Source organism: Pseudomonas sp. 910_21, assembly GCF_052850735.1.
The window spans coordinates 54,434-80,629 of record NZ_VXCY01000004.1 but is presented as its reverse complement, the minus strand read 5'-3'; the positions used below and the strand labels follow the sequence as shown (position 1 = coordinate 80,629).

The 26,196-nt window shown below is 63.2% G+C and carries 22 protein-coding genes and 1 pseudogene; 9 read left to right on the top strand and 14 right to left on the bottom strand.

Annotated elements, in window-relative coordinates; genetic code table 11:
• Positions 1-20 precede the first annotated feature (20 nt).
• From FW796_RS14115 to FW796_RS14060, 12 genes and pseudogenes are all read right to left on the bottom strand, one after another.
• Complete coding sequence (locus FW796_RS14115; protein WP_346636314.1) at positions 21-2,807, bottom strand: hybrid sensor histidine kinase/response regulator; 2,787 nt, start codon at positions 2,805-2,807, stop codon at positions 21-23.
• A gap of 100 nt (positions 2,808-2,907) precedes the next feature.
• The gene (purD, locus tag FW796_RS14110; protein WP_346636313.1) at positions 2,908-4,197 is read right to left on the bottom strand and encodes a phosphoribosylamine--glycine ligase; all 1,290 of its coding nucleotides are present in this window, start codon (positions 4,195-4,197) and stop codon (positions 2,908-2,910) included.
• A gap of 189 nt (positions 4,198-4,386) precedes the next feature.
• A complete protein-coding gene (gene purH, locus FW796_RS14105) occupies positions 4,387-5,994 on the bottom strand; it encodes a bifunctional phosphoribosylaminoimidazolecarboxamide formyltransferase/IMP cyclohydrolase (protein WP_446439485.1) in 1,608 nt (535 codons plus the stop codon).
• Positions 5,995-6,076: 82 nt separating this feature from the next.
• On the bottom strand, positions 6,077-6,397 hold the full coding sequence (fis, locus tag FW796_RS14100; protein WP_003186237.1) for a DNA-binding transcriptional regulator Fis: 321 nt from the start codon (positions 6,395-6,397) through the stop codon (positions 6,077-6,079).
• Positions 6,394-7,407, bottom strand: a complete 1,014-nt coding sequence (dusB, locus tag FW796_RS14095; RefSeq protein ID WP_346636311.1) for a tRNA dihydrouridine synthase DusB — start codon at positions 7,405-7,407, stop codon at positions 6,394-6,396. Before dusB ends, fis begins: the two co-directional genes overlap by 4 nt.
• 196 nt (positions 7,408-7,603) lie before the next feature.
• Positions 7,604-8,911 (bottom strand): DUF3426 domain-containing protein, encoded by a 1,308-nt coding sequence (locus FW796_RS14090; protein ID WP_446439484.1) that lies wholly within the window; start codon positions 8,909-8,911, stop codon positions 7,604-7,606.
• A 30-nt stretch (positions 8,912-8,941) separates the two neighbouring features.
• Positions 8,942-9,820 carry a 50S ribosomal protein L11 methyltransferase gene (prmA, locus tag FW796_RS14085; protein WP_102862993.1) on the bottom strand — a complete coding sequence of 293 codons (879 nt, stop codon included), beginning with the start codon at positions 9,818-9,820 and terminating at the stop codon, positions 8,942-8,944.
• 233 nt (positions 9,821-10,053) lie between these two features.
• A complete protein-coding gene (gene accC / locus FW796_RS14080; RefSeq protein WP_123726009.1) occupies positions 10,054-11,415 on the bottom strand; it encodes an acetyl-CoA carboxylase biotin carboxylase subunit in 1,362 nt (453 codons plus the stop codon).
• Between the two features lie 17 nt (positions 11,416-11,432).
• Positions 11,433-11,888 carry an acetyl-CoA carboxylase biotin carboxyl carrier protein gene (gene accB, locus FW796_RS14075; protein WP_152685916.1) on the bottom strand — a complete coding sequence of 152 codons (456 nt, stop codon included), beginning with the start codon at positions 11,886-11,888 and terminating at the stop codon, positions 11,433-11,435.
• Positions 11,889-11,912: 24 nt separating this feature from the next.
• The gene (gene aroQ / locus FW796_RS14070; protein WP_025130565.1) at positions 11,913-12,368 is read right to left on the bottom strand and encodes a type II 3-dehydroquinate dehydratase; all 456 of its coding nucleotides are present in this window, start codon (positions 12,366-12,368) and stop codon (positions 11,913-11,915) included.
• Positions 12,369-12,603: 235 nt separating this feature from the next.
• Positions 12,604-13,119: pseudogene (locus tag FW796_RS14065) on the bottom strand (methyl-accepting chemotaxis protein); the annotation flags it as partial.
• 1,499 nt (positions 13,120-14,618) lie between these two features.
• Positions 14,619-16,289 (bottom strand): diguanylate cyclase, encoded by a 1,671-nt coding sequence (locus tag FW796_RS14060; protein ID WP_404938162.1) that lies wholly within the window; start codon positions 16,287-16,289, stop codon positions 14,619-14,621.
• A gap of 288 nt (positions 16,290-16,577) precedes the next feature.
• Between FW796_RS14060 and FW796_RS14055 the strand changes: the two genes are divergently transcribed.
• From FW796_RS14055 to FW796_RS14035, 5 genes are all read left to right on the top strand, one after another.
• Positions 16,578-17,645: a DUF2333 family protein gene (locus FW796_RS14055; RefSeq protein ID WP_123726007.1), complete on the top strand. Its 1,068-nt coding sequence runs from the start codon at positions 16,578-16,580 to the stop codon at positions 17,643-17,645.
• Between the two features lie 3 nt (positions 17,646-17,648).
• The gene (locus FW796_RS14050; RefSeq protein WP_346636307.1) at positions 17,649-18,185 is read left to right on the top strand and encodes an NUDIX hydrolase; all 537 of its coding nucleotides are present in this window, start codon (positions 17,649-17,651) and stop codon (positions 18,183-18,185) included.
• Between the two features lie 198 nt (positions 18,186-18,383).
• Positions 18,384-18,755, top strand: coding sequence for a translation initiation factor Sui1 (locus tag FW796_RS14045; RefSeq protein WP_346636306.1), 372 nt, complete (start codon positions 18,384-18,386; stop codon positions 18,753-18,755).
• A 222-nt stretch (positions 18,756-18,977) separates the two neighbouring features.
• Positions 18,978-20,891, top strand: a complete 1,914-nt coding sequence (gene speA, locus FW796_RS14040; protein WP_053148866.1) for an arginine decarboxylase — start codon at positions 18,978-18,980, stop codon at positions 20,889-20,891.
• 175 nt (positions 20,892-21,066) lie between these two features.
• Complete coding sequence (locus FW796_RS14035; RefSeq protein WP_446439483.1) at positions 21,067-21,942, top strand: alpha/beta hydrolase; 876 nt, start codon at positions 21,067-21,069, stop codon at positions 21,940-21,942.
• On the opposite strand, the gene FW796_RS14030 is transcribed toward FW796_RS14035, so the two are convergent.
• On the bottom strand, positions 21,936-23,282 hold the full coding sequence (locus tag FW796_RS14030) for an MATE family efflux transporter (RefSeq protein ID WP_346636304.1): 1,347 nt from the start codon (positions 23,280-23,282) through the stop codon (positions 21,936-21,938). The genes FW796_RS14035 and FW796_RS14030 overlap by 7 nt on opposite strands.
• A 154-nt stretch (positions 23,283-23,436) precedes the next feature.
• On the bottom strand, positions 23,437-23,730 hold the full coding sequence (locus tag FW796_RS14025) for a hypothetical protein (RefSeq protein ID WP_102863000.1): 294 nt from the start codon (positions 23,728-23,730) through the stop codon (positions 23,437-23,439).
• A gap of 189 nt (positions 23,731-23,919) precedes the next feature.
• Here FW796_RS14025 and FW796_RS14020 point away from each other — a divergent pair, with 189 nt between their 5' ends.
• The 4 genes from FW796_RS14020 to FW796_RS14005 are packed head-to-tail and all read left to right on the top strand — an operon-like array spanning position 23,920 to position 26,190.
• Complete coding sequence (locus FW796_RS14020) at positions 23,920-24,225, top strand: MazG-like family protein (RefSeq protein ID WP_123726003.1); 306 nt, start codon at positions 23,920-23,922, stop codon at positions 24,223-24,225.
• A complete protein-coding gene (locus tag FW796_RS14015) occupies positions 24,222-24,971 on the top strand; it encodes a methyltransferase (protein WP_123726002.1) in 750 nt (249 codons plus the stop codon). The genes FW796_RS14020 and FW796_RS14015 overlap by 4 nt, the downstream gene beginning before the upstream one ends.
• 11 nt (positions 24,972-24,982) lie before the next feature.
• On the top strand, positions 24,983-25,591 hold the full coding sequence (locus FW796_RS14010) for a DUF4136 domain-containing protein (protein WP_346636303.1): 609 nt from the start codon (positions 24,983-24,985) through the stop codon (positions 25,589-25,591).
• 41 nt (positions 25,592-25,632) lie between these two features.
• Positions 25,633-26,190 (top strand): DUF4136 domain-containing protein, encoded by a 558-nt coding sequence (locus FW796_RS14005; protein ID WP_346636302.1) that lies wholly within the window; start codon positions 25,633-25,635, stop codon positions 26,188-26,190.
• Positions 26,191-26,196 lie beyond the last annotated feature (6 nt).

The window sequence follows — 26,196 nt, the reverse complement described above, 5'->3', positions numbered from 1 at the left end:
GCGCTGCAGAGGCTGTCGGCTCAACTGGTGTGTGCGGCGCTGCGCTCGCGCAGGTCGCGCTGGGTGACCCAGTGTTCCACCAGCTCGCGCAGTTGCGACAGCTCCACCGGCTTGGCCATGTGCCCGTCCATGCCGGCCTGGCGCGCGCGCTCCTTGTGCTCGGCGAGGATGTGCGCGGTCAGCGCCACCACCGGGGTGCGCACCCGTTGGTTGCCGACCTCCCAGGCCCGTAACTGCTGGGTGGCGGAGAAGCCGTCGAGCACCGGCATTTCGCAGTCCATCAGCACCAGGTCGTAGCGCTTGGCCTTCATTGCCTGCAGGGCCTCCTCGCCGTTGCTGGCGGTGTCGGGTTGCAGGTTGAGCTTGCCCAGCATGCCGCGGATGACCTTGGTGGAGATGCTGTTGTCCTCGGCCACCAGAATGCTGAAGTCGCTGGGCACAGTGACCGGCGCCGGGCCGGGTGTCGGACTCAGGGGCATGTTGTAGGGGGCGGCGGGCGCCTTGTCACGCTGGTTGAGCTCGTCGGCCAGGGTGGTCTTGAGGGTGTAGCCGGCCACCGGCTTGGCGAGGATGCGCTTGATCCCGGCATTGCGCGCAATCACCTTGCTGGGCGCGTTGCTGATGCCGGTGAGCATGATCAGCAGGATGTCGTGGTTCAGGCTTGGGTCTTCCTTGATCTTCGCCGCCAGTTGCATGCCGGTCATGCCGGGCATGTTCTGGTCCAGCAGCACCACGTCGAAGTAGTCCCGCAGGTGCGCCTTGGTCCGCAGCAGGGCCAGGGCTTCCTTGCCCGAAGGCACGGCACTGACGTTCAGGCCCCAGGCGCTGCATTGCTGCACCAGGACCTTGCGGCAGGTGTCGTTGTCGTCCACCACCAGCACCCGTGCGCCCTGCAAGGGACCGTCGAGGTCGGCGGTGGGATGCTCCAGGCGCTCGGCGTCCAGGGGCAGGGTCAGCCACAGGGTGCTGCCCTGGTTGGTGCCGCTCTTGATGCCGAATTCGCCGTGCATCAGCAGGATCAGCTGACGGGCGATCACCAGGCCCAGATTGCCGCCCAGGCGGGTGGTGGCGAGGAAGTTCTTGCTGTGCAGCTCGGTGTGCAGCAGCGCCTCGCGCTCTTCGGTATCCATGGGCTGGCCGCTGTCTTGTACGGCAATGCGCAGGCGCGGCTTGCTGCTGCGTTCGTCGAGGGCGACGACGATCAGCACTTCGCCTTCGTCGGTCTTCTTCAGGGCGTTTTCCAGGAGGCTCAGCAGGGCCTGGCGCAGGCGTGTCGGATCACCGCTGATGACCCGAGGCACCTGGGGCTGGATAAAGCTGATCAGCTCGACGTTCTGCTGCTCGGCCTTGGCCCGGAAGATACTCAGGCAATCCTCGATCAGGGCGTTGAGGTCGAACTGCACGTCGTCCAGTTCGATCTGCCCGGATTCCAGCTTGGAGATGTCGAGGATCTCGTTGATCAGGGTCAGCAGCTCGTTGCCGGCACTGTGGATGGTCTGCACGTAGTCGCGCTGCTTGACCGACAGTGGGGTGCCCAGCAACAGCTCGGTCATGCCCAGCACGCCGTTCATCGGCGTACGGATCTCGTGGCTGATCTTGGCCAGGAACTCGGCCTTGGCATTGACCTCGGCGGTGCTGGCGGCCAGGTCGCGGCTGACGCTGAAGCGGTTCTCGGTGATGTTGCGCTGGCGCTCGCCCAGGGCAATGCTCATCAGCAGCCCGGCGATGCACACCACGCTCAGTAGGGTGACGATCAGCCCTTGCGGCGCCACCAGGGTCAGGCCCAGCAGCGCCGGAAGTATCACCAGGGTGCCGAGGTTGAAAATCACCATGGCGGTCACGAACAGCCGAGCCGGACGGTAGCCCTTGTGCCAGTGGTAGCCGCCGACGAACAGCATGCTCAGGCCGGCCAGGGCCACCAGGCCGTAGGTGATGATGTTCAGCGGCAGGGTGCTGACGAACAGCAGCAACAGACCGAACAGGCCGATCAGCAGGATATTGCCCAGCAGCAGGCGGTTCAGCGGGTGCGGACCCAGTGGCGCAAAGAACCGGTAGGCGAACATCATCCCGCAGGGCGCGGTCAGCAGCAGGGCCACATAGGCGCCCGGAGTCTGCAGCGCTTGCCAGTCCGGCAGCCAGGGACCGAACAGGTTCAGCAGCATCAGCAGGCTGAGGGTCAGCAGGCCCTCACAGGCTGCCAGCCACAGGCTGCTGCGTGATCGGGTGTAGGCGAAGCGGGTGAGGTTGTGCAGGATCAGCATCGCCAGGCAGCCGAACAACAGGCCGTAGATCAGCGTCTGGCTCTGGTCGGCGGCGCCCATCACTGCCGATTGCAGGGTGATGTAGGGACGCAGTTCATGTTCGGACACCAGGCGCAGATAGACGTCCAGCGGCTTGGCACTTTGCGGCAGTGGCAGTATGAAGTCGCTGCTGGGCAGGGGCTTTTGGGCTTGCGACTGGCTGGAGCCGGTGTTCACTTGTTCGATCAGCTTGTCGCCGTCGAGCACGTAGAGATTCAGGTGGGACAGGTCGGGGGCAAAGATCCGCAGGATCTGCTCGTGGGTCCCCGGTTGGAGCTTGAAGCGCAACCACAGGGCGCCATCGGGTTCGGCAGCGGTCAGCTTGTCCAGCTCGATGGGGCTGAACTGGTTGGTGTAGCGCGGGGAGCGGATGTCACTGAGCTGCAGGTCGGCCTGTTCGTCGAGCAAAACCGCCCAGCCACTGCCTTGAGCGGCCAGGGCCGAATTCAAGCAGAGCAGGGTCAGCAATGTGACGGTGAAGCCTAGGGCAGTCCTGAGCCAGCGCACGGCGAAATCCCTTCATTGGTTGATGCCTGATTATAACTATGCGCGGCGTAATGACCGCACGGCAAGGGCGCAAGGCCCTTGCCGGGGGGCACTGGCAGCTTTACTCCTGGCCGCGCTCACGAGCAATGGCACGGTAGCCGATGTCGTTGCGGTAGAAGCAGCCCTGCCAGTCGATCTTGGCCGCCAGGCGGTAGGCTTGCTGCTGGGCTGCATCGACGCTGTCGCCCATGGCGGTGGCGCAGAGTACCCGGCCGCCGGAAGTCACGACCTGACCGTCCTTGAGTGCGGTGCCGGCGTGGAACACCTTGCCTTCCAGTGCAGCGGCGGCGTCCAGGCCAGTGATGGCCGCGCCCTTGGCATAGTCACCAGGATAGCCGCCGGCGGCCAGGACGATGCCCAGGCTTGGGCGTGGGTCCCACTGGGCTTCGACCTTGTCCAGGGCCTGGGCCAGGGCGGCTTCCACCAACAGCACCAGGCTCGATTGCAGGCGCAGCATCACCGGCTGGGTTTCCGGGTCGCCGAAGCGGCAGTTGAACTCGATGACTTTCGGGTTGCCAGCCTTGTCGATCATCAGGCCGGCATAGAGGAAGCCGGTGTAGACGTTGCCTTCCTCGGCCATGCCGCGCACGGTGGGCCAGATCACCAGATCCATCACCCGCTGGTGCACTTCGGAAGTGACCACCGGTGCCGGCGAGTAAGCGCCCATGCCACCGGTATTGGGGCCAGTGTCGCCGTCGCCGACGCGTTTGTGGTCCTGGCTGGTGGCCATGGGCAGCACGTTCTTGCCATCGACCATGACGATGAAGCTGGCTTCCTCGCCGTCGAGGAACTCCTCGATGACGACGCGGGAACCGGCATCACCGAAGGCATTGCCAGCGAGCATGTCGCGCACGGCTTCCTCGGCTTCGGCCAGGGTCATGGCGACGATCACGCCTTTGCCGGCGGCCAGGCCGTCGGCCTTGATCACGATCGGCGCACCTTTTTCCTGCAGATAGGCCAGGGCCGGCTCGATCTCGGTGAAGTTCTGGTAGTCGGCAGTCGGGATCTTGTGGCGTGCGAGGAAGTCCTTGGTGAAGGCTTTCGAACCTTCCAGCTGCGCGGCGCCGGCGGTTGGGCCGAAGCAGTCCAGGCCACGGGAGCGGAACAGATCCACCACGCCGGCCACCAGCGGCACTTCTGGACCGACGATGGTCAGGGAGACGTTTTTCTCGGCGAAATCCGCCAACTGTTCCAGGGCCAGGACGTCAATGGCGACGTTCTCGCACTTGGCTTCGATGGCGGTACCGGCGTTGCCCGGGGCGACAAACACTTTCTGAACCCGTGGGTCCTGAGCGACTTTCCAGGCCAGAGCGTGTTCACGACCGCCGCTACCAATGATCAGTACATTCATTTCAAAAACCTCGGATGACGCTAATTCTGTTTTGGAACCTGAAGAGCTGCACGCCTCAGGAGGTTGCAATGACAGTGGTAGATGCAAGGCGGAGCCCACCTCGATGAGCGCAGTTGCCTGTTGGCAATGAGCATCATCGAGGTGGGCTCCAACGCAGCAGATGCCGGTGTCAGTGCGACCGTTGTCGTATCAGTGACGGAAGTGGCGCATGCCGGTGAAGACCATGGCAATGCCCGCTTCGTCGGCTGCGGCAATCACTTCGTTGTCACGCATCGAGCCACCGGGCTGGATCACCGCGGTGATGCCGACCTTGGCGGCGTTGTCCAGGCCGTCGCGGAACGGGAAGAACGCGTCAGAGGCCATTACCGAGCCCGCTACTTGCAAACCGGCGTGCTCGGCCTTGATGGCGGCGATCCGCGCCGAGTTCACACGGCTCATCTGGCCGGCGCCGACACCGATGGTCTGGCGGTTCTTGGCGTAGACGATGGCGTTGGACTTGACGAATTTGGCGACTTTCCAGGCAAAGATCAGGTCGTGGACTTCCTGTTCGGTCGGGGCGCGCTTGGTCACTACTTTCAGGTCGTCGGCACCGATCATGCCGATGTCGCGGCTCTGCACCAGCAGGCCACCGTTGACGCGCTTGTAGTCCCAGGCCGGTACGCGGTCTGCCGACCACTCGCCGCAGGCCAGCAGGCGCACATTGGCCTTGGCGGCGACGATGGCGCGGGCTTCTTCGCTGACGCTCGGGGCAATGATCACTTCGACGAACTGACGCTCGACGATGGCCTTGGCGGTGGCTGCATCCAGTTCGCGGTTGAAGGCGATGATGCCGCCGAAGGCCGATTCGGTGTCGGTGGCGTAGGCCAGTTCGTAGGCCTGGCGGATGCCGCCTTCAGCGTCCGGGCTCACCGCCACGCCACAGGGGTTGGCGTGCTTGACGATGACGCAGGCCGGCTTGACGAAGCTCTTCACGCATTCCAGGGCCGCGTCGGTGTCGGCTACGTTGTTGTAGGACAGCTCCTTGCCTTGCAGTTGGGTGGCGGTGGCGATGCCGACTTCGGCAGGCTTGGCTTCCACGTAGAACGCCGCGCTCTGGTGCGGGTTCTCGCCGTAGCGCATTTCCTGGGCCTTGATGAACTGGCTGTTGAAGGTGCGCGGGAATTCGCTGCGACCTTCTGTGCTGAGGGTCTCGGCAGCCTGGTTCACGGTGCCCATGTAGTTGGCGATCATGCCGTCGTAGGCGGCGGTGTGTTCGAAGGCCTTGAGCATCAGGTCGAACCGCTGGGCGTAGGTCAGGCCGCCGGCCTTGAGGCTTTCCAGGATGCCGGCGTAGTCGCTGGCGTTGACCACGATGGCCACGTCCTTATGGTTCTTGGCCGCCGAGCGGACCATGGTCGGGCCGCCGATGTCGATGTTCTCGATGGCGGTCGGCAGGTCGCAGCCGGGCTTGGAAATGGTGGCTTCGAAGGGGTAGAGGTTGACCGCTACCAGATCGATGGGCTTGATCCCGTGCTCGTTCATGATGGCGTCGTCGATACCGCGACGACCGAGGATACCGCCGTGGATTTTTGGGTGCAGGGTCTTGACCCGACCGTCCATCATTTCCGCGAAACCGGTGTAATCCGCGACTTCCACTGCGGCCACGCCGTTGTCCTGCAGCAGTTTGAAGGTCCCGCCGGTGGAGAGGATCTCCACACCGAGGGCTTCCAGCTCCTTGGCGAATTCGAGGATCCCGGTCTTGTCGGAAACACTGATCAAGGCGCGGCGGATCGGCAGGCGGATAGTCTGGTCGGTCATCTCAATTTCCATCAAAAGCAAAGGAGTCAGCAAAAAAGGCGACCGTTTTTTACGCGGGCGCCTTTCTGGTTTGATTGAATGCTTACAACAAATCGTACTGCTTGAGTTTCTTGCGCAGGGTGCCGCGGTTCAGGCCCAGGAGTTCGCTGGCCTTGGTCTGGTTGCCCTTGACGTAGTTCATCACGCTTTCGAGCAACGGAGCCTCGACTTCGGAGAGCACCAGGTTGTACACGTCCGTGACGGCAGCGCCCTCAAGGTGGGCGAAATAATTGTGCAGCGCCTTCTCGACACTCCCGCGAAGGGTCTGGCCTTCTTCGCTGGGTGTATTGAGGTGCTGTTTCAAATTCACGTTGTCGCTCACGGGTGTAGTTCCACTCACTAAAGTCTCGGTCATCATCGTCATGCGGCCACCCCCTCTCCGTCCCCTGTTTCCAGGCTCTTGTAACGTCCGGCAAAGAACTCACGAACGTTGGCGCATTGTGCTTCCGTATCTTCCAAACGATTGAAGTGGGCGCGAAACTCCCTGGCGCCCGGCAGGGTTGCGAGATACCAGCCCACATGCTTGCGCGCAATGCGGACGCCCATGACCTCCCCATAGAAGGCATGCAGCGCGGCCAGGTGCTCTAGCAGAATACGTTCCACTTCGAACAGCTCCGGTGCCGGGAGGGTTTCACCGGTACGCAGGTAGTGTTCGATTTCACGAAAAATCCATGGCCGCCCCTGGGCGGCCCGGCCGATCAACAACCCGTCGGCCCCGGTGGCGTGCAATACCTGCCGGGCCTTCTCGGGCGAGTCGATGTCGCCGTTGGCAAAGACCGGAATCGACACCGCCTGCTTGATCGCGGCAATGGTGTCGTACTCGGCTTCACCGGTGTACAGATCGGCCCGGGTCCGACCGTGGACCGCCAGTGCCGTGATGCCCGCCTGCTCGGCGATCTTCGCCACCGTCAGGCCGTTCTTGTTCTGCCGGTCCCAGCCGGTGCGGATCTTCAGGGTGACCGGTACGTCCACCGCGGCCACCACCGCCTGGAGAATCTCGTTGACCAGGGCTTCGTCTTTCAGCAATGCGGAACCGGCAGCCTTGTTGCAGACCTTCTTCGCCGGACAACCCATGTTGATATCAATAATCTGTGCGCCCAACTCGACGTTGGCGCGGGCGGCGTCTGCCAGCATCTGTGCATCGCCACCGGCAATCTGTACCGAGCGTGGCTCGGGATCGCCTTCGTGGATCATGCGCAACCGCGATTTGCGGCTGTTCCACAAGCTCATGTCGCTGGTGACCATTTCCGAGACTACAAGGCCCGCGCCCAACTGCTTGCAAAGCTGACGAAAGGGCTGGTCGGTGACCCCCGCCATCGGGGCGAGAATCAAGCCGTTGTGCAATGTATATGGGCCGATGCGTACCGCCGACATAGGACTTCCCTGTTGTGGGGCCGGATCATGAGAGTTCGAAAAAGGGTTGGCATGATACCCGCTCTCGATGACTGGATAAAGGCTGAATTGGATAAAATCTGAACAGTTCTTCCGTTATCGCCCGGGGATCAATCTGAGCGATGCAGTCATAAATCTGTCGTCAATCCAGAGTTGTCCGTTAGTCTGATCAGCCGATTCACTCGGGCGAGTGGAAACTCAGACTGTAGTTCACGGCTTTCGGTCCGGGGTCGAGAATATCCAGGGCGATGTGAATCGGCGTCTGCGGCGGCATTTCCGCCACATCCTGCATCTCGCCGCCCAGATATTCCCCGGGTTTGAAGCTGCGGCTGGCAATCAGATGGCCGTTGAGGTCGGCGAAGCGCAGCTCCAGCAGTGGGAAGGGTTGGGAGAAGGGCGCGCGGTTATAGATGATGGCGTCCACCACCAGTGCTCCGCTGAATTCCGGGTGGCTGCGCACCACCAGGTTGCTGCTCTTGATTCGGGCGATATCCACGCGGGACGGTACCGTACAGCCAAATTCCGGGCACAACTCCTGGAACCACGGGCGGTACTGATCCTGGCGTGCGAGCTCGTCGAAGTGATACGCGACGTATTGTCCCACCAGGCCGCCGGCGGCCAGCAGGATCAGCAGCAGCCAGAGCAGGCGCCGGCCCCAGGGGGAGCGGCGTTTCTGCCAATCGAGGTGGATTGGATCGTCCACAAGGTCCAGCAGTACATCTTCCTGGACTCCGGGCTCGCTGCGTTCGCGGCGTTTCTTGCCGGGGGTGGCGGCTGGTGATGGTTCGTCGTTTTCGGCGGCGTCTGTGTGAGCCTGGGCCTCGAAGGGTTCCAGGTCGTCGTCCTGGCGCAGTTTCGGCGCCTTTGGTTCGTCATCCAGATCCGCCAGGTTGAAGGACAGCGACGGCTCGGTGCGGCTGGGGCGGGCCGGCTCGGGTTCAACGTCGTCCTGATGTGCCTGGGCCTTGAGGGGGGCCGGCTCTGACTCGTCGTGCTCGCCGGCGCTGCCGAACAAGCCGTCGGGCCAGTGGGCTTCATCGGCGTCCTGAGGGTCGCGACGGGCGCTGAGGCTGTCTTCCTGGTGTTCGCGTTCCTGGCCAAAGGCCTTGGCCGGCTGAATCTCCCGCTGCTCGAGCTTGGCCAATTCCTCGTCGAGGTCCAGGTGATCCAGGTCCATTTCGGCAGCCGACCATTGTTTCTGGCTGATGGCGCGCTGGGGAGGTGCCGCCGCAGGCGTAGGTACGGGGGCGGGCTGCTGTTCGGGTTTTGGCGTCGCTGCTACCGCAGGCGCGGTTGCCGGTTTCGCCGCCGGCCTGGATGTTGCGCTTTCCTTGGCGGCGCGCTGCTCAAGCAACTGCCGCGCGGCGTTGAACACCTGCAGGCAGGAGCCGCAGCGAACCACCCCGCGAGCCACGCTCAACTGAGCATGGCTGACACGGAACCTGGTTTGGCAATGCGGGCATTGGGTGACGAAACTGTCGGTCATGCGGCCATCCGGATTATGCAGGCGGCCATTCTAGCGCCGACGGCCGGTGATGCGCACCCAGCCATCGAGGGTGGCGATCGGGTCCAGATCGAAGTCCTGGGCATAGGCGGCAGCCACTTCCTCACCTTGTTCGGCGAGGATGCCAGAGAGTGCCAGGCGTCCTCCGGACTTCACCAGGCCCGACAGCTGCGGGGCCAGGGAGACCAGCGGGCCGGCCAGGATGTTGGCCACCAGCACATCGGCCTGGACCTGGGGCAGTTGCTCGGGCAGGTACAGTGGGAACAGTTCGTCGGCAATACCGTTGCGCCCGGCGTTGTCGCGGGAGGCTTCCAGTGCCTGCACGTCGATATCGGTGCCGACCGCTTGCTTGGCGCCCAGCAACAGGGCTGCGATGGCGAGGATTCCCGAGCCGCAGCCGAAGTCCAGCACGTTGCAGTCCTTCAGGTCCTGGCCGTCCAGCCACTCCAGGCACAGCGCGGTGGTCGGGTGGGTGCCGGTGCCGAAGGCCAGGCCCGGGTCTAGCAGCAGGTTGACCGCGTCAGGCTCCGGTGCAGCGTGCCAGCTTGGAACTATCCACAGGCGCTGGCCGAAACGCATCGGCTGGAAGTTGTCCATCCAGCTGCGTTCCCAGTCCTGGTCCTCGATGACTTCGCTATGGTGCTCGGGCAGCGGGCTGCCGGTCAGCAGTTCCAGGTGAGCGAGCACGCTGGCGGCTTCGGTGCCGCCCTCGAACAGGGCCAGCAAGTGAGTGTGGGACCACAGCGGGGTGGTGTTCAGTTCGGGTTCGAAGATCGGCTGATCCTCGGCGTCCATAAAGGTGACCGAGACGGCACCGACTTCAAGAAAAGCGTCTTCATAGGTTTCGGCTTGTTCTGGGCTGATGGCGAGACGGACTTGCAGCCAAGGCATGGCGGGCACCTTTGAAAATATGTGATGTGCAGCCTAGCGGGCCGCGAGAAGCGCGCAAGTTTACGCGAGACGACCCGCAGGAGCGAGGGGGGATGCCGAGTGCTTGGTCGCGGTGGCGGTTGATCAGGGAATGGCCGCTGCGCGGTTCGCGAGCAAGCTCGCTCCTACAGGGCTGTGGGGGCGGATACGACAAGGCCGCTCGAAAGCGGCCTTGTCGGTGTGGCGAGTGCCGATCAGTGTTGCTCGGCCAGCTTGTGCTCGAGGTAGTGAATGTTCACGCCCCCTTTGCAGAAGCCTTCGTCACGGGTCAGATCGCGGTGCAGCGGGATGTTGGTCTTGATCCCGTCGACGACGATTTCGTCCAGCGCATTGCGCATGCGCGCCATGGCTTCGTCACGGGTCGCCCCGTAGGTGATCAGCTTGCCGATCAACGAATCGTAGTTCGGTGGAACCGCGTAACCGCTGTACAGGTGCGAGTCGACGCGCACGCCGTTGCCGCCCGGAGCATGGAAATGCTTGACCGTGCCTGGGCTTGGCATGAAGGTTTTCGGGTCTTCGGCGTTGATCCGGCATTCCAGGGCGTGACCGCGGATAACCACGTCATCCTGGGTGAACGACAGCTTGTTGCCGGCGGCGATGCTGAGCATCTCCTTGACGATGTCGATACCGGTCACCATTTCCGAAACCGGGTGCTCTACCTGTACGCGAGTGTTCATCTCGATGAAGTAGAAGCGGCCGTTCTCGTAAAGGAACTCGAACGTACCGGCACCGCGGTAGCCGATGTCGATGCACGCCTTGACGCAGCGGGCGAAGACTTCCTGGCGCGCAGTCTCGTCGATGCCCGGTGCCGGCGCTTCTTCGAGGACTTTCTGGTGACGACGCTGCAGCGAGCAGTCGCGGTCGCCCAGGTGGATGGCGTTGCCCTGGCCGTCGGACAGCACCTGAACTTCCACGTGACGTGGGTTGGTCAGGAACTTCTCCAGGTAGACCATCGGGTTGCCAAACGCTGCGCCGGCTTCGGAGCGGGTCAGCTTCGCCGAGGCGATCAGGTCTTCTTCCTTGTGCACCACGCGCATGCCGCGACCACCGCCGCCGCCAGCGGCCTTGATGATCACCGGGTAGCCGACTTCACGGCCAATGCGCAGGGCAGTTTCTTCGTCTTCCGGCAGTGGGCCGTCGGAACCTGGAACCGTAGGAACACCGGCCGCGATCATGGCGTGCTTGGCGGAAACCTTGTCGCCCATCAGGCGGATGGTGTCAGCTTTCGGGCCGATGAAGGCGAAGCCGGAGTTTTCCACCTGTTCGGCGAAGTCGGCGTTTTCCGCCAGGAAGCCGTAGCCAGGGTGGATTGCCGTAGCGCCAGTGACTTCAGCGGCCGCGATGATGGCCGGGATGTGCAGGTAGGACTGCGCGGCTTGCGCAGGCCCGATGCAGACGGATTCGTCCGCCAGGCCCAGGTGCATCAGCTCCTTGTCGGCCTTGGAGTAGACGGCGACGGTCTTGATCCCCATTTCCTTGCAGGCACGCAGGATCCGCAGGGCGATTTCGCCGCGGTTGGCGATCAGGACTTTTTCCAACTTCGCAGGCTTCAACATCAAAGACTCTCCGCGGTTCAAACGATGGTGAACAGCGGTTGGTCGTACTCAACCGGCTGGCCGTCTTCGACAAGAATGGATTCGATCACACCGCTGGTTTCAGCTTCGATGTGGTTCATCATCTTCATCGCTTCGACGATGCACAGGGTGTCGCCTTTCTTCACGCTCTGGCCGACTTCAACGAAGGCTGGCGAGGTAGGCGAAGATTTGCGGTAGAAAGTACCGACCATTGGCGAGCGGGCTACGGTGCCGTTCAGCGCAGGTGCGGCGGGTGCGGCAGGAGCGGCGGCCGGTGCGGCTGCGGCAGGTGCAGCTACGGGTGCGGCAACGGGAGCCGGTGCGTAGTACTGCTGGGCTGGAGTCTTGCTGTGGCGGCTGATGCGTACGGACTCTTCGCCTTCCTTGATCTCCAGCTCGTCGATGCCGGACTCTTCCAGCAGTTCGATCAGTTTCTTAACTTTACGGATATCCATGAATCATCAACTCCCAAGGGTCGGTCAGGGGCGTTTAGCTTGTTGTTCAAGCTGCTCTAGTGCGGCCTCCAGGGCCAGTCGGTAACCGCTGGCGCCAAGGCCGCAGATCACTCCCACCGCAACGTCGGAGAAGTAGGAGTGATGGCGGAAAGGTTCGCGTTTGTGCACGTTGGACAAATGCACTTCGATGAATGGGATGCTCACCGCCAGCAGCGCGTCACGTAATGCGACGCTTGTATGCGTAAAAGCTGCTGGATTGATCAAAATGAAGTCCACGCCTTCATCGCGGGCAGCATGGATACGTTCGATCAATTCGTACTCGGCATTGCTCTGCAGATACTGCAGATGATGCCCGGCATCACGGGCCCGCTGCTCCAGATCCTGGTTGATCTGGGCCAGGGTGGTTGCACCGTAGACCCCCGGTTCACGGGTGCCGAGCAGGTTCAGGTTGGGTCCGTGAAGAACCAGTAGGGTGGCCATCGGTTGTTCCTTGTTATCGGGGTGCTGTTGTCAGAACCCGGCGACTATGCCGGAAAGACTTTATGACTGTCCAGTTCTCGGCAATAGCCAGCACGATGACCGATGTTTGCGCAAAATATGTGACCAAGCAGTTAAATCCGGTCATTTGCCTGCAGGGTAAGAGCACTGAACTCCCGGCCAGCCGTTTCACCGATGATCAGGCGTTTGTCGGGGAAAGCCGGGGCAGATGCACAGCTTAGACGCGGAAGGCTTGCACCGCTGTATGCAATTGTCCCCCAAGGTCCAGCAGGTTATCGCCCTGGGCCCGGCCTTCGCCAATGCGCAGCAGGTTGTCGCCGCCCAGTTGATGGATGCGCTCGCTGTGATCGCGGATCTCGCTGACCGCACCGCTTTGCTGGGCCGTGACGTCGGCGATGCGCACGGCGGTGTCGGCAATGGTCTGGATCGCCCCGACGATTTCGTCCAGGGCGCCGTCGGCGGCCTGGGCCTGGCTGGCGGTGGCTTCGGCGTGTTCCACCTGGGCGCGCATGCCTTGCACCGATTGTTGCGCGGCGGTCTGCAGGCCGGCGATCAAGGTCTGGATCTGCGCCGTGGCCCCGGCGGTACGCTGGGCCAGGGAGCGCACCTCTTCGGCGACCACGGCAAAGCCGCGGCCCATTTCTCCAGCACGGGCAGCTTCGATGGCGGCGTTGAGGGCCAGCAGGTTGGTCTGTTCGGCAATGGAGCGGATCACTGTCAGCACGCCGCCGATGGTGGCGGACTCCTGGGCCAGGTGCTCGATCATTTGCGCGTTGCCCTGTACCTCGCCCACCAGGGCGTGCAGCCCGGTCAGGCTCAGGCCTATGACTTTCTGCCCCTGTTGCACCGCAAGGCCAGCGCTGCGGCTGGCATCGGCGGCCTGGCTGGCGTCACCGGCAACCTGCTGGATGGTGGCTTCCAGCTCCCCCAGGGCATCGCGGATCTGGGCGGTGTCGCCGGCCTGGCGCTCGGCGCCGCTGTGCAGGCCGCTGCTGAGGTCGGCCAGGGCGCGGCTGCTGCCGGCCACTTGCTCGGCGTTCTGGCGAATGGTGCCCACCAGGTCCACCAGATAGGCTCGAAGGCGGTTCAGGGACTCTTCGATGGCGTGCAGTTCGCGGTTGGTCTTGCCCAACTGGATCGGCCGGCTGAAGTCGCCTTCGGCCCAGGTCGATAGCGCCGGGGCCAGGTTGGTCAGGACTCGGGCCAGCTTGCGCTGCAAGGTGTCGATGACCAGGGCGATCAGCAGGATCAGGCCAATCATCAGCCCCTGCATCAAGCGCACTTCGCCCTGGATCTGGCCGTGCTGGGCCCGTACCGCGGGTTCCAGCTCGGCGATGGCCTGGCGCACAGCGGTGATCTTCAACAGGGTCGCGGCGCTCAGGTCGGCGCGTTTCTGGATCTGTTGCCGGGTGCGTTCGAGTTCTGCCGGATAACGGTTGAGCAGGCTGTGGAGTTCGCGCTTGAGGCCGACGCCGGCGTCTTCTGCGGCGGCTTTCTGGGTGTTTTCCAGGCCCATCAGGGCAGCAAAATCATCGGTGCCCGATTCGCTGCTGGCGGTTACCCCTAATAAAGGCAGGGCTTCGAGCCGGTCGGCCTGGGCCTTGATATTGTTCACTTCGCGTTCGACATCGGCGGCCAGTTCGCTGCGGCCGCTGCTCACCAGCTTGTCCCGGGCCAGGGACAGTTTGCCCAGGTGCTGTGCAGCGGTGAGCAGCAAGGGCAGGTAAGTGGCGCCTTCTGTGGACTGGGTCCTGCTGGCGTACTGGCTGAGCTGTTCCAGGTTGGCGCCCAGCTCCCGCTCGGCCTGCAACAGCAGGGCCTGGGGATCGCCGGCCAGCTTGCCCGCGGCCAGCAGGTCGGTCCTGCTGAAGTCGTCCAGGCTGGCCAGGCTCGGGCGCAGGCTTTGCGCGAGCTGCGGCGGCAGCTCGGTCAGTTCGCCTTGCAGGGCCTCGATGGCCTGCGCCGCGCTACTCAGGCGCAGAGCGTCACCGCTGGCCAGGTAGTCTTCGATGTTGCGCGCCACCTGGTTTTGAAACTGCTGGGACAGTCCCAGGTAGCGCTCCATCAGCAGATAGGGGCGTTCCAGGGCTCGTTGCGACCACCAGAGCGTGGCCCCCAGGGCCAGGCAGACGGCAACTAACAGCAGGGTATTGAGATTGGTCAGCAGCTTCAGGCGCATCAGGGCTCTACCAACGGCAAAAATGGTAAGCGCCTGAATTTATTGCGTTTGTATTACAAGGTTATGACCGAATCTGTGGATTCGGATGAAAAGATGGCACTTTGACTTGATTGCCGTGCGGCCTGCACCCGGTTGCGTCCGCTGTGCTTGGCGCGGTACAGCGCCTCGTCCGCCTGGCTGGCCATCATCAGGCTGTCGGAGTCTTCCTGCATCTCAACCACGCCGGCGCTGAAGGTGCACCACAGGTCCTGGGGCTGGGCCGGGTAATGGATCTCGGCAAAGCGCTGGCGGATTTCGTCCAGCACTTTGCAGGCGGCGTCCTGATCGGTGTCGGGCATGACGATGGCGAACTCTTCGCCGCCGTAGCGGCCGATGAAGTCGGTCTTGCGCAGGCGCTGCTTGAGGAACAGGGCCAGGCTCTTGATTACCCGGTCGCCCATGGGGTGGCCATGGCTGTCATTGACCCGTTTGAAATGGTCGATGTCGAGCATGGCGAAGCTCAGTGGCTTGCTCTCGCGGCGAGCGCGGAAGCTGCAGTCTTCCAGCAGTTGCAGGATGTGGGTGTGGTTGTACAGGCCGGTGAGGCTGTCACGGACCATTCGCGCCTTGAGGTTGCGGGCCCGGGCCGCGCGGTTGCGCACGGTGGTGATCAGGTGCCGCGGCTTGATGGGCTTGGTGAGGAAGTCGTCGCCGCCTTCGCTCATGGCGTCCAGTTGCTTGTCCAGGTCGTCTTCGGCGGACAGGTAGATGATCGGCACACTGACATAGCGGTCGTTGTGGCGGATCACCTTGGCCAGCTCGGTCCCGGTGCAGGCCGGCATGTACATGTCGAGGATGATCAGGTCCGGCTGAAAGTCCGCCAGCTCGGCCATGGCCTGGATTGGCTCGATCAGGGTGCGGGTGACGATTCCGGCGCTGTTGAGCAGGCGCTCGGTATGCAGGGCCTGGGCCCGGGAGTCGTCGATGATCAGCACTTTATAAGGTTCGTACTGGGCGACGCAGGTCAGCACTTCGATCTTTTCCAGCAGGCTGGAGGCTTCCAGGGTGCCGGTGAGGAACTCCTGGCCGCCGGCGCGTACTGCCGCCAGGCGAGTCGGGGTGTCGGTTTCATGCAGGCTGAAGAACAGCAGCGGTAGTTTCTGTTCCAGGCCGACCTGGGCTTCGGCTGCCAGGGTCAGGCCCATGCCGGGGCCGCAGAAGTCTACGTCGATGACGATGGCCGCCGGCAAGCGCTCGACCATGGACGAACGAAAGGCGGCGATGCTGTCCAGGGACTGGGCCGTGAGGCCAAAGAATTCCAGTTGCTTGGCCAGGCGTTCGGCCCGGTCGTGATCCTGCAACATCACGTAGATAGGTTTGCGCAACGGTGGCAGGAAGGTCTGTTCCAACTGGTCGCCGTGGCGCAGGCCGGTGCGCGACAGGCGCTGCATCAAGCGATTGAGATCGGTGATCAGGTTGCTGCTCAGGCGACCGCGATTGGCATCGACCGCTTCCAGCGATTGGCCGATGCTGCGGGCCAGTTGGGTATGTTCGGGCTGTTCGAAGCGTTCAGCGAAACGCAGCAGGCGCAGGTTGGCTTCACACAGTTCCGACATGTCGTTGGTGGACCATTCGCTGCGCTGCAGACGCTGCCATATCTCAAGAATCTGACGTGCCTGATGAATTACCCGCTGGGCAAAGTGGTGCTTGAGGCGCTCACGGCTGGGGTCTTCTGGCTCGGTCATATCCTGACTACTAGTTAGGGTGCATGCTGAGATCGACTGGTGGCTCTATGCTAGCACCACTTTTGTATCCCATGAGTGTCGTACGTCAATAATGTGCAAAGCGGCGTTATTCAGTTCCTGACTGCCTAGTCGCATAGGCTCTGGAGTGTGCTTCATTTATAGTGACCGCCTGATTCGCAATCATTGCGCGGCGCGCATTTGCCGGAAGATTTATCCCGTCAAGGCAAGGCACGATGGAGTAGGGTTGTGGTCGAACCGATGAACCCAAGTGATTGAAAGGACATAGCCATGCTGGATTGGAAGAATCGCGCAGGCAGCGCGCCGGATCGTGCTGCCGAACCCAAGTCGGCGACACGCAGCTATTTCGGTGGCCTGCTGTTCAGTCGTGCCCTGGCCACCTTGCTGGGCCTGTATCTGTTGGTCACTGGCGGCCTGGGCTGGTACTGGAGCCAGGAACCTGCGCTGTTCCCGGTCCAGCAGAACGCCCAGATCGCTGCCGAGAAGGAAGGCCGGCAGATGGTGGTGGGCTACACCACCGTGGAAACCCTGAAGACCGTGGTCGGTACCTTGCTGGACAAGCCGGGTGGCTATATCTCCAACGACCGTTTTCCACCGGGCCTGTGGATGGACAACATGCCAAGCTGGGAATACGGCGTGCTGGTCCAGGTCCGCGACCTGACCCGAGCCTTGCGCAAGGACTTCGCCCGCTCCCAGTCGCAGTCCGCTGAAGACGCCGACCTGGCCAAGGCCGAACCGCGCTTCAACTTCGACAACAAGAGCTGGGTGCTGCCATCCAGCGAGTCGGAGTATCAGGAAGGCATCAATTCCCTTAGCCGCTACCAGGCTCGCCTCTCCGATCCAAACCAGAAGACCGCACAGTTCTATGCCCGTGCCGACAACCTCAACAACTGGCTGGGTGATGTAGGGACGCGCCTGGGCTCTCTGTCCCAACGGCTGTCGGCCAGTGTGGGCCGGGTCAAGCTCAACACCGCACTGAAAACCGAAGTGCCGGCCCCGGGCCAGGGTCCGCAGGTGGATGAAGAAGTGGTGGAAACCCCATGGATGCAGATCGACAACGTCTTCTACGAGGCCCGTGGCCAGGCCTGGGCGCTGTCGCACCTGCTGCGCGCGATTGAAGTGGACTTCGCCGACGTGCTGGCGAAAAAGAACGCCACGGTCAGTGTGCGTCAGATCATCCGTGAGCTGGAGGCATCCCAGGAGCCGGTCTGGAGCCCGATGATTCTCAATGGCAGCGGCTTCGGCGTCCTGGCCAACCACTCGCTGGTCATGGCCAACTATATTTCCCGGGCCAACGCGGCGGTCATCGACTTGCGCCAACTGCTCAATCAAGGCTGATCCATGGTTGCAACCACCAATGAGGCGGCCCATCGCGCCGCCTCCGACGCTGAAGAAATTGCCTGGGTCGATGGCGAAGACCAACTGTTGGGTGCCATGGTCCGCTCGGAGCTGCGCCAGCGCGGCCTGATCGGGCGTGGCACCTACATCATGCTGTTCAATTCCGCCGGTGAGCTGTGCGTGCACCGGCGCACCCTGAGCAAGGCCATCTATCCGGGCTATTGGGATGTCGCCGCAGGCGGCATGGTCCTGGCGACTGAAAGCTATGCCGAATCCGCCGCCCGGGAGCTGGAAGAGGAGCTGGGGGTGAGCGGGGTCGAACTGACCGCCCATGATCACTTCTTTTTCGAGGACACCGGCAACCGTCTCTGGTGTTCGGCGTTCTCTGCCGTGTGGGACGGTCCGCTGCGCCTGCAGCCGGAAGAAGTCCTGGAAGCGCACTTCATTCCCCTGGATCAGGTGCTGCGGGAAATCCACGAAAAGCCCTATTGCCCGGACTCCCTGGCCGCCTTGCAACGCTATCTGGCGCGTCGTCGTTAAAGTTGCATAAATTGACGCTGATTGGCTCTTAGCAACCGGGCTTTTTGCCGTTACACTGCGCGACTTTTCAAGCTGAACCGGCGGCGCTTGTTGCAAGCGCGCCGGGTCAGTAGCGCTGCCCCTGCCTGAGTGGGGCTTCGCGGTCGATGGCAGCGCCATATGCTTCGACCAGTCTTTGTCCTCCCAAGAGGATTGCCGGTGGCCAAAAAAGCCGCATCCTTCGCCGCCCTTGGTGGCCTGGTGTTTTCCACCGACGCAGGTCGACATTGCCCGGACTGTAGCCAGCCGGTGGCCGCCTGTATCTGCAAACAAACCGTGATTCCGGCCGGCGACGGCATTGCCCGCGTGCGTCGCGAGAGCAAGGGCCGTGGCGGCAAGACGGTGACCACCATCACCGGCGTGCCCCTGGCCGAAGACGCCCTCAGGGAGCTTGCCACCACGTTGAAGAAACGCTGTGGCACCGGTGGCGCCTTGAAGGACGGCGTCATTGAAATCCAGGGTGACCATGTCGAGCTACTCTTGGCGGAACTGGTCAAGCACGGTTTCAAGGCGAAGAAGTCCGGCGGCTAGCAGCCTCTGTGAAAACCACCTCTGACTGGACGCTGTCTTGATTGGCTCAGGACGCTGGCGTCGTCTCCATGGTTTTCACAGAGCCTGTTCATGAACGGTTTCTAAACTCAGCACGGCATGCGCGGTCTATTGCGCTTGCAGGCTAATCGTCATTTTCATTCTTTAGACTGCGCCGACCCCGGATTGGGGCGGCGCTCTATGACTTCTTTATAGGGGACTTCGATGTCCGTACGACGCACACGTAAAGACGATGGCAGCCAATGGACAGTTGCGGACAGCCGCAGTGTTTACGGGATTCGCCATTGGGGGGCCGGGTATTTCGCGATCAATGACGCCGGTCGCGTCGAAGTTCGTCCGAACGGCCCGAGCAGTTTGCCCATCGATCTGTTCGAACAAGTCGAGGAGCTGCGCAAGAGCGGCTTGTCCCTGCCTTTGCTGGTGCGCTTCCCGGACATCCTCCAGGACCGCGTGCGCCAGCTGACCGGCGCTTTCGACGCCAACATCGGCCGCCTGGAATACCAGAGCAAGTACACCGCCCTGTACCCGATCAAGGTTAACCAGCAGGAAGCGGTGATCGAGAACATCATCGCTACCCAGAATGTCTCCATCGGCCTGGAAGCCGGCTCCAAGCCGGAGCTGCTGGCGGTCCTGGCCCTGGCGCCCAAGGGCGGCACCATCGTTTGCAACGGCTACAAGGATCGCGAGTTCATCCGCCTGGCGCTGATGGGCCAGAAGCTCGGTCACAACGTGTTCATCGTCATCGAGAAAGAGTCCGAAGTGGGCCTGGTGATCGAGGAAGCGGCGTCCCTCAAGGTCAAGCCACAAGTGGGCCTGCGGGTACGCCTGTCGTCCCTGGCTTCGAGCAAATGGGCCGACACCGGTGGTGAAAAGTCCAAGTTCGGCCTGTCGGCAGCGCAACTGCTGTCGGTGGTGGAGCGTTTCCGCGCCGCCGGCCTGGACCAGGGCATTCGCCTGCTGCACTTCCACATGGGCTCGCAGATCGCCAACCTGGCGGACTACCAGCACGGCTTCAAGGAAGCCATCCGCTACTACGGCGAATTGCGCAACCTCGGCCTGCCGGTGGACCACATCGACGTCGGTGGCGGCCTCGGCGTGGACTACGACGGTACCCACTCGCGCAATGCCAGCTCGATCAACTACGACATGGACGACTACGCCGGCGTGGTGGTGGGCATGCTCAAGGAATTCTGCGATGCGCAGAACCTGCCGCATCCGCACATTTTCTCCGAGAGCGGTCGTTCCCTGACTGCCCACCACGCCATGCTGGTGGTGCAGGTCACCGACGTCGAGAAACACAACGACGACGTGCCGAAGATCGAAAACAAGGAAGAGCTGCCGGAAACCGTGCAATGGCTGGTGGACCTGCTGGGTCCGACCGACATCGAGATGGTCACCGAAACTTACTGGCGCGCCACTCACTACATGAGCGACGTGGCGGCCCAGTATGCCGATGGCAAGCTGACCCTGGCCGAAAAAGCCCTGGCCGAGCAGTGCTACTTCGCGGTATGCCGTCGCCTGCACAACTCCCTCAAGGCGCGTCAGCGTTCCCACCGCCAGGTGCTGGACGAACTCAACGACAAGCTGGCCGACAAGTACATCTGCAACTTCTCGGTGTTCCAGAGCCTGCCGGACACCTGGGCCATCGGCCAGGTGCTGCCGATCCTGCCGCTGCACCGTCTCGACGAAGAGCCCCTGCGCCGTGCCGTGTTGCAGGACCTGACCTGCGACTCCGACGGCAAGATCAAGCAGTACGTCGACGAGCAGAGCATCGAGACCAGCCTGCCGGTACACGGCCTCAATGAGGGTGAGGACTACCTGTTGGGGATCTTCCTGGTGGGCGCCTACCAGGAAATTCTTGGCGACATGCACAACCTGTTCGGCGACACCGACTCAGTGAACATCTACCAGCGGGCCAATGGCAGCGTGTACCACGCCGGGATCGAGACCCACGACACCATCGAGGACATGCTGCGCTACGTGCACCTGTCGCCGGAGGAGTTGATGACCCACTACCGCGACAAGGTGGCCAGCGCCAAGATCAGCGCCGCCGAGCGCACCCAGTTCCTCGACGCCTTGCGTCTGGGCCTGACCCGCTCGTCCTACCTGTCGTCCTGAGGGCCCGGGCATCCCCGGTGATGCCCGTCCCGCCCCCGCACAAAGCCGCGCCCTGCGATGGAGGGCGCGGTTTTTTTTTGCGCGGCTTTCACGTTTGTCACAGAAGAGGGGGCCCCGTCCCATTTGCAGCTAGCCTGCGAAGAGGCGTCCATGATGGGCGCAACGAGGCTTGCTGATGCTCAATACATCCAAGGGCGCCTGGCGTCTGTTGTTCAGCACCCTGGTGATCAGCCTGCTGGCGGCGTGCTCACCGCTCAAAGTGCTCAATTCCCTGACACCCGGCAGCACCTTTATCAAGACTCGGGACATTGCCTACGGCAGCGATCCCCGGCAGAAGCTGGATGTCTATCAGCCCCGGCAGGCGGTTCCCGGTGCGCCGGTGGTGGTGTTCTTTTATGGCGGCAGTTGGAACAGTGGCTCGCGCAGCGACTACGACTTCGTCGGCGAGGCCCTGGCCTCTCGGGGCATGGTGGTGGTCCTGGCGGACTACCGGCTGTATCCACAGGTGCGCTACCCGGCCTTTCTCGAAGACGCGGCCCGCGCCGTGGCCTGGACCCATGAACATATTGGTGAATTTGGCGCCGACCCGCGGCGGCTGTATCTGATGGGGCACAGTTCCGGCGCCTACAACGTGGCCATGCTCGCCCTGGACTCGCGCTTGCTGGGGCAAGTCGGGCTGACGCCGCAGATCATCAAGGGCTGGATCGGTCTGGCCGGGCCCTATGACTTTCTGCCGATCCGCAACCCCGAGGTGCGCCCGGTGTTTTTCTACCCCGACTCGCCGCCGGACTCGCAGCCCATCAACCATGTCAGCCGGGGCGCGCCACCGGCACTGTTGATCGCGTCCAGCGAAGACTCCCTGGTCAACCCGCAGCGCAATACCGGCGGTCTGGCCAGCAAGCTGCGAGCGGCAGGCGTGCCGGTGCAGGAGTTCTACTTCTCCCGCACGGGCCACGCCACTCTGGTAGCGGCCTTGTCCCGGCCCTTGCGCGGCCTGGCTCCGGTACTGGATCGGGTCAGTGGTTTTGTCGAGTCGACGCCGACTCAGTGAGTTCCGGCAAACCAGCCGTCGCGTCGCTCCAGGTGCCAGGCGAAGGCTGCCAGTGTCAGGCTGCGCAGGAGCATGAACAGCAGAAAGGTCAGCCACAGGCCGTGGTTGCCGAAGCCTTGCAGTGCCCAGGCGAAAGGTAGCAGCAGGAGCACGGTGAGGAGCATGCCGTTGCGCATTTCCCGGGCTCGGGTGGCACCGATGAACAGACCGTCCAGCAGGTAGCTCCAGACGGCGATCAGGGGCAGCACGGCAAGGTAGGGCAAATAGGTGAAGGCGGTCTGGCGGACCTCGGGAATGTTGGTCTGCATTTCGATGAACAGGTGGCCTCCCAGCAGGAACAGCACGGCAAAACCCAGGCTGGCCAGCAGCGACCAGCCGCCGGCCACCACCAGCGAACGGCGCAGGGCCTGGCGATCGTGGGCGCCGATGGCATGGCCGCACAGGGCCTCTACCGCGTGGGCCAGTCCGTCCAGCGCGTGGGCGGTGAGCAGCAGGCCGTTGAGCAGCAGGGCATTGGCTGCCACCGTGGCATCCCCGAGGCGCGCACCTTGTACGGTAATCAGGAAAAACACCGATTGCAGGGCCAGGCTGCGGATGAAGATGTCACGGTTCACCGCCAACAGTGGGCGCCAGCTTTGCCAGCGGCGCAGCGTGGCCCAGACGATCTGCCCCGGGTAGGCGCGCAGGGCCGGACGAGTCATGGCCAGGCCGATCAGGGCGCCGGTCCATTCGGCGATCACCGAGGCCCGGGCCGAGCCCACCACGCCCCAGTCCAGGCCCAGGACGAACCACAGGTTGAGAGCGATGTTCACCAGGTTGGTGCTGAGCAGGATGGTCAGCGGCGCCCGGGCGTTCTGGGTGCCGAGGAACCAGCCCACCAGGGCGAAGCTGGCCAGGGCCGCGGGCAGGCCCAGCAGGCGTGTGTGGAAGAATGCCCGGGTCATCTGGTCCAGGTCCGCCGAGGGCTGCATCAGATGCAAGGCGGCGCCGCTGAGGGGGACACCGATGGCGCCCAGCACCAGTGCCAGGCCCAACGCCAGCAGCAGCCCCTGGAGCAGGATCTGGCGCAGGGCTGCGCCGTCGCCACGGCCGGCGGCCTGGGCAGCGAACCCGGTGGCCCCCATGCGCAGGAAGCCCATGGCCCAGGCCAGGAAGGTGTAGAGGCTGGCGCCAACCGCCACCGCGCCCAGTTGATGGGCGTGGGGCAGGTGACCGATCACCGTGCTGTCCACCAGAGCCACCAGGGGCACGGAAATATTCGACAGAATCATCGGCGCGGCCAGGGCCCAGACGCGACGATGGGTGGGGCGATGACGCCAATCGGTGATCAGGGGGGACATGCAGGCTCCTTGCGAGAGCCGGCATTGTAGCCTCGGCGCCAGGATGCGCCGAGGTTTAAGTCGCGGTTGAGGATCTGCCGCGCTTCGGTGATGCCGCGTTGCAAATCGCTGACCGGCGCTTGCGAGTGGGTGAGCAGGTTCTGACGCCAGCGGATCAGTGGATGATCCAGCTCAGCAGCCAGAGGCCGAGCACCAGCCAGATGATGCCGAGGATGATCGAGGCGCGCATGAAGGCACGGATCGCCGAGTAGAGGAACATCAGGCCGATGATCAGGCCGATGATGCTGACGATGGAGGTGTCCATTCCCAGTGCCCGGGACAGCCCGTCGACGAAGTTGCCACCGGCATGGGTCAGGGTATTGAACAACCCGCTGAGCAGGTCGACGATAAACCGGATGACCGAACCTATGGCCTGGCCAAGCCACTCGAAGAAGCTTTCTACCTGCATGTGTGTGTCCTGATGAAAGAGGGGGCGGGTGCCGAGCTCAACCTTGGGCCATGAATGCCCGCAGCGAGTTCCCTGTTAAGCATAGAAGCTGCCAGGGGCTGCACATTCTGTAGGAGCCGGCTTGCCGGTGAAAGCGCTCTTGCGTCCCACGCCCAACCCCCGGAAGCTATACGCCTTCAGGAGACCCCGATGAACCTAGAGCAACTGACCCAACGCCTGCACGCCATTCGTGACCGTAACGACTGGCAGCAATTTCACAGCCCGAAGAACCTGGCCATGGCTGCCAGTGTCGAGATGGCGGAGCTGGTGGAAATCTTCCAGTGGCTGACCGAGGACCAGTCGCGGCAATTGCCCGCGGACAAGCTGGCTCACGCCGGACAGGAGGTGGGCGATATCGTCCTCTATCTGCTGTTGCTGTGCAGCGAGCTGGGGCTGGACATGGACCAGGTGGTGCGCAGCAAGCTGGCGGACAGCGAACGGCGGTTCTGCTCATGAGCGATCGGCATTTCGACCAGTTGGCGACCCGTTTCGCCGAGAAGATCTATGGCGGCGCCAAGGGGGCGATCCGCCTCGCGGTGCTCCAGGCCGACCTCAAGGAAAGCCTGCCCGAGCGGCCGTTGCGGGTGTTGGATATCGGCGCCGGCTTGGGGCACATGTCCCTGTGGCTGGCCCAGCGTGGGCACCAGGTGACCCTGGCCGAGCCTGCGGCGCCCATGCTTGAGGGGGCTCGCCAGCGCTTTGCCGACGCCGGGCAGCAGGCGACCTTCATCCAGGCACCCTGGCAGGAATTGCTGGGGCAGCTCACCGAACCCTATGACCTGGTGCTCTGTCATGCGGTGCTGGAATGGCTGGCCGAACCCCACGCGATCCTGCCGGTACTGCACCAACTGACCAGCGCCGACGGCTGGCTGTCCCTGGCGTTCTATAACCGCGATGCCCTGGTTTATCGCAATCTGCTCAAGGGCCACTTCCGCAAGCTGCGCAAGAACGACATGGCCGGTGAGAAGCAGAGCCTGACCCCGCAACAACCGCTTGATCCTCGTGAGCTGGCGGCGCAACTTGAGGGCTTGTGGCGAGTCGAAACCCAGAGCGGAGTGCGGGTTTTCCACGATTACATGCCGGTGGAATTCCAGGCTCGCGCCGAGCTGACGGATCTGCTGGAGATGGAGCTGGCTCACCGCCGACACCCAAGCTTTGCCGGCCTTGGGCGTTATCTGCATTGGCTGTGCCGGCCGGTCTAACGGAGTGCGCAATGAAACGCCGCCTGGGTCTGATCTTCCTGTGTTCCGGGCTTGCCGCCTGTCAGGGCAGCAACCCCTACGTCGCCAGTAGCAACCCCCTGCCACCGGCGCCGCCGCAAGCGGCCAACACCTTCGACCGCAGCGCCTATCCTGCGCCGCAACGGGACTATGGACGCTACCGCAACTGGGCCTGGCTCAATGGGCGCCTGCCCAACGGCTCGGCCTGGGCCGACTCGGCGCAGATCGCCGAGGCGGTCAGCAATGCCCTGGATCAGCAGGGTTTGCGCCCCGTGCATGACTCGCGGCCGGCGGACCTATGGGTCAGCGCCGACCTGCACCTTGAGAAGCGCCTGCGCCAGGTCCAGGACGACTATGGTTATGGCGGCTACGGCGGTTACAACCGCTACGGACCGGGCTACGGCATGTACGGCAGCGTGCCGGTGGTGCGCACCTACGAGGTGGAGGTCGTGGTGGTCCGGGTCAATCTGTTCGACGGCGCCAGCGGCCAGCCGGTATGGAGTGCCAGCGCCGAGACCAGCAGCAGGGGCAGCCTGAGTGAACGTGCCGATTCGCTGCGCGAGGCGGTGCAAAAGGCCATGGCCGCCTATCCTCCCAGTTAGTTGAACGGCGCCCGTTTTTTGTCTTCACGCGGAGAAACAGCATGTTCCATCGAATCGCGTTACTGGTGTGTGCCGCCTTGCTCAGTGCCTGCGCCGCCGACCAGGTCAATCATGACTTTGACGCCAGCCGGGACTTTGGCGCCTACCGCAGCTGGAGCTGGAAAGAACCCGCCCTGCAATATCGCCCCGACGACCCGCGCATCAAGAGTGACCTGACCGAGCAGCGCATCCGTCAGGCGGTGGCCGAGCAGTTGGACCAGCGTGGCCTGCGCCCGGCCCAGGGCGGGAATCGGGCTGATCTGAATGTCCAGGCGTATCTGATCGTCGAGGACCGCCAGCAGCAGGTCACCACCAACTATGGTGGAGGCTGGGGTGGCCCATGGAATGGCTACTGGGGCGGCCCGATGTACAACGAGACCCGTAACATCACCTATAAAGTGGCGACCATCCAGATCGATTTTCTGGACGGCAAGGACGGCAAGCTGGTTTGGCGTGGCAGTGATGAACAGATGCTCAGCAGTTCGCCCAATCCCGCCGAACGCAGTGCAGCGGTGCGTACCACGGTGATGCGTATCCTGCAGAACTATCCGCCGCACTGAAGCTGC

Bases quoted from the DNA above. Each gene is read 5' to 3' on its own strand.
- purD (WP_346636313.1), bottom strand. From the start codon at position 4,197: ATGAATGTACTGATCATTGGTAGCGGCGGTCGTGAACACGCTCTGGCC.
- FW796_RS14055 (WP_123726007.1), top strand. From the start codon at position 16,578: ATGCTGGATTGGAAGAATCGCGCAGGCAGCGCGCCGGATCGTGCTGCC.
- FW796_RS14030 (WP_346636304.1), bottom strand. From the start codon at position 23,282: ATGTCCCCCCTGATCACCGATTGGCGTCATCGCCCCACCCATCGTCGC.
- FW796_RS14015 (WP_123726002.1), top strand. From the start codon at position 24,222: ATGAGCGATCGGCATTTCGACCAGTTGGCGACCCGTTTCGCCGAGAAG.
- FW796_RS14020 (WP_123726003.1), top strand. From the start codon at position 23,920: ATGAACCTAGAGCAACTGACCCAACGCCTGCACGCCATTCGTGACCGT.
- FW796_RS14060 (WP_404938162.1), bottom strand. From the start codon at position 16,289: ATGACCGAGCCAGAAGACCCCAGCCGTGAGCGCCTCAAGCACCACTTT.
- FW796_RS14025 (WP_102863000.1), bottom strand. From the start codon at position 23,730: ATGCAGGTAGAAAGCTTCTTCGAGTGGCTTGGCCAGGCCATAGGTTCG.
- accB (WP_152685916.1), bottom strand. From the start codon at position 11,888: ATGGATATCCGTAAAGTTAAGAAACTGATCGAACTGCTGGAAGAGTCC.
- FW796_RS14050 (WP_346636307.1), top strand. From the start codon at position 17,649: ATGGTTGCAACCACCAATGAGGCGGCCCATCGCGCCGCCTCCGACGCT.
- FW796_RS14035 (WP_446439483.1), top strand. From the start codon at position 21,067: ATGCTCAATACATCCAAGGGCGCCTGGCGTCTGTTGTTCAGCACCCTG.
- speA (WP_053148866.1), top strand. From the start codon at position 18,978: ATGTCCGTACGACGCACACGTAAAGACGATGGCAGCCAATGGACAGTT.
- FW796_RS14010 (WP_346636303.1), top strand. From the start codon at position 24,983: ATGAAACGCCGCCTGGGTCTGATCTTCCTGTGTTCCGGGCTTGCCGCC.
- dusB (WP_346636311.1), bottom strand. From the start codon at position 7,407: ATGTCGGCGGTACGCATCGGCCCATATACATTGCACAACGGCTTGATT.
- purH (WP_446439485.1), bottom strand. From the start codon at position 5,994: ATGACCGACCAGACTATCCGCCTGCCGATCCGCCGCGCCTTGATCAGT.
- FW796_RS14005 (WP_346636302.1), top strand. From the start codon at position 25,633: ATGTTCCATCGAATCGCGTTACTGGTGTGTGCCGCCTTGCTCAGTGCC.
- fis (WP_003186237.1), bottom strand. From the start codon at position 6,397: ATGACGATGATGACCGAGACTTTAGTGAGTGGAACTACACCCGTGAGC.
- FW796_RS14090 (WP_446439484.1), bottom strand. From the start codon at position 8,911: ATGACCGACAGTTTCGTCACCCAATGCCCGCATTGCCAAACCAGGTTC.
- accC (WP_123726009.1), bottom strand. From the start codon at position 11,415: ATGTTGAAGCCTGCGAAGTTGGAAAAAGTCCTGATCGCCAACCGCGGC.
- prmA (WP_102862993.1), bottom strand. From the start codon at position 9,820: ATGCCTTGGCTGCAAGTCCGTCTCGCCATCAGCCCAGAACAAGCCGAA.
- aroQ (WP_025130565.1), bottom strand. From the start codon at position 12,368: ATGGCCACCCTACTGGTTCTTCACGGACCCAACCTGAACCTGCTCGGC.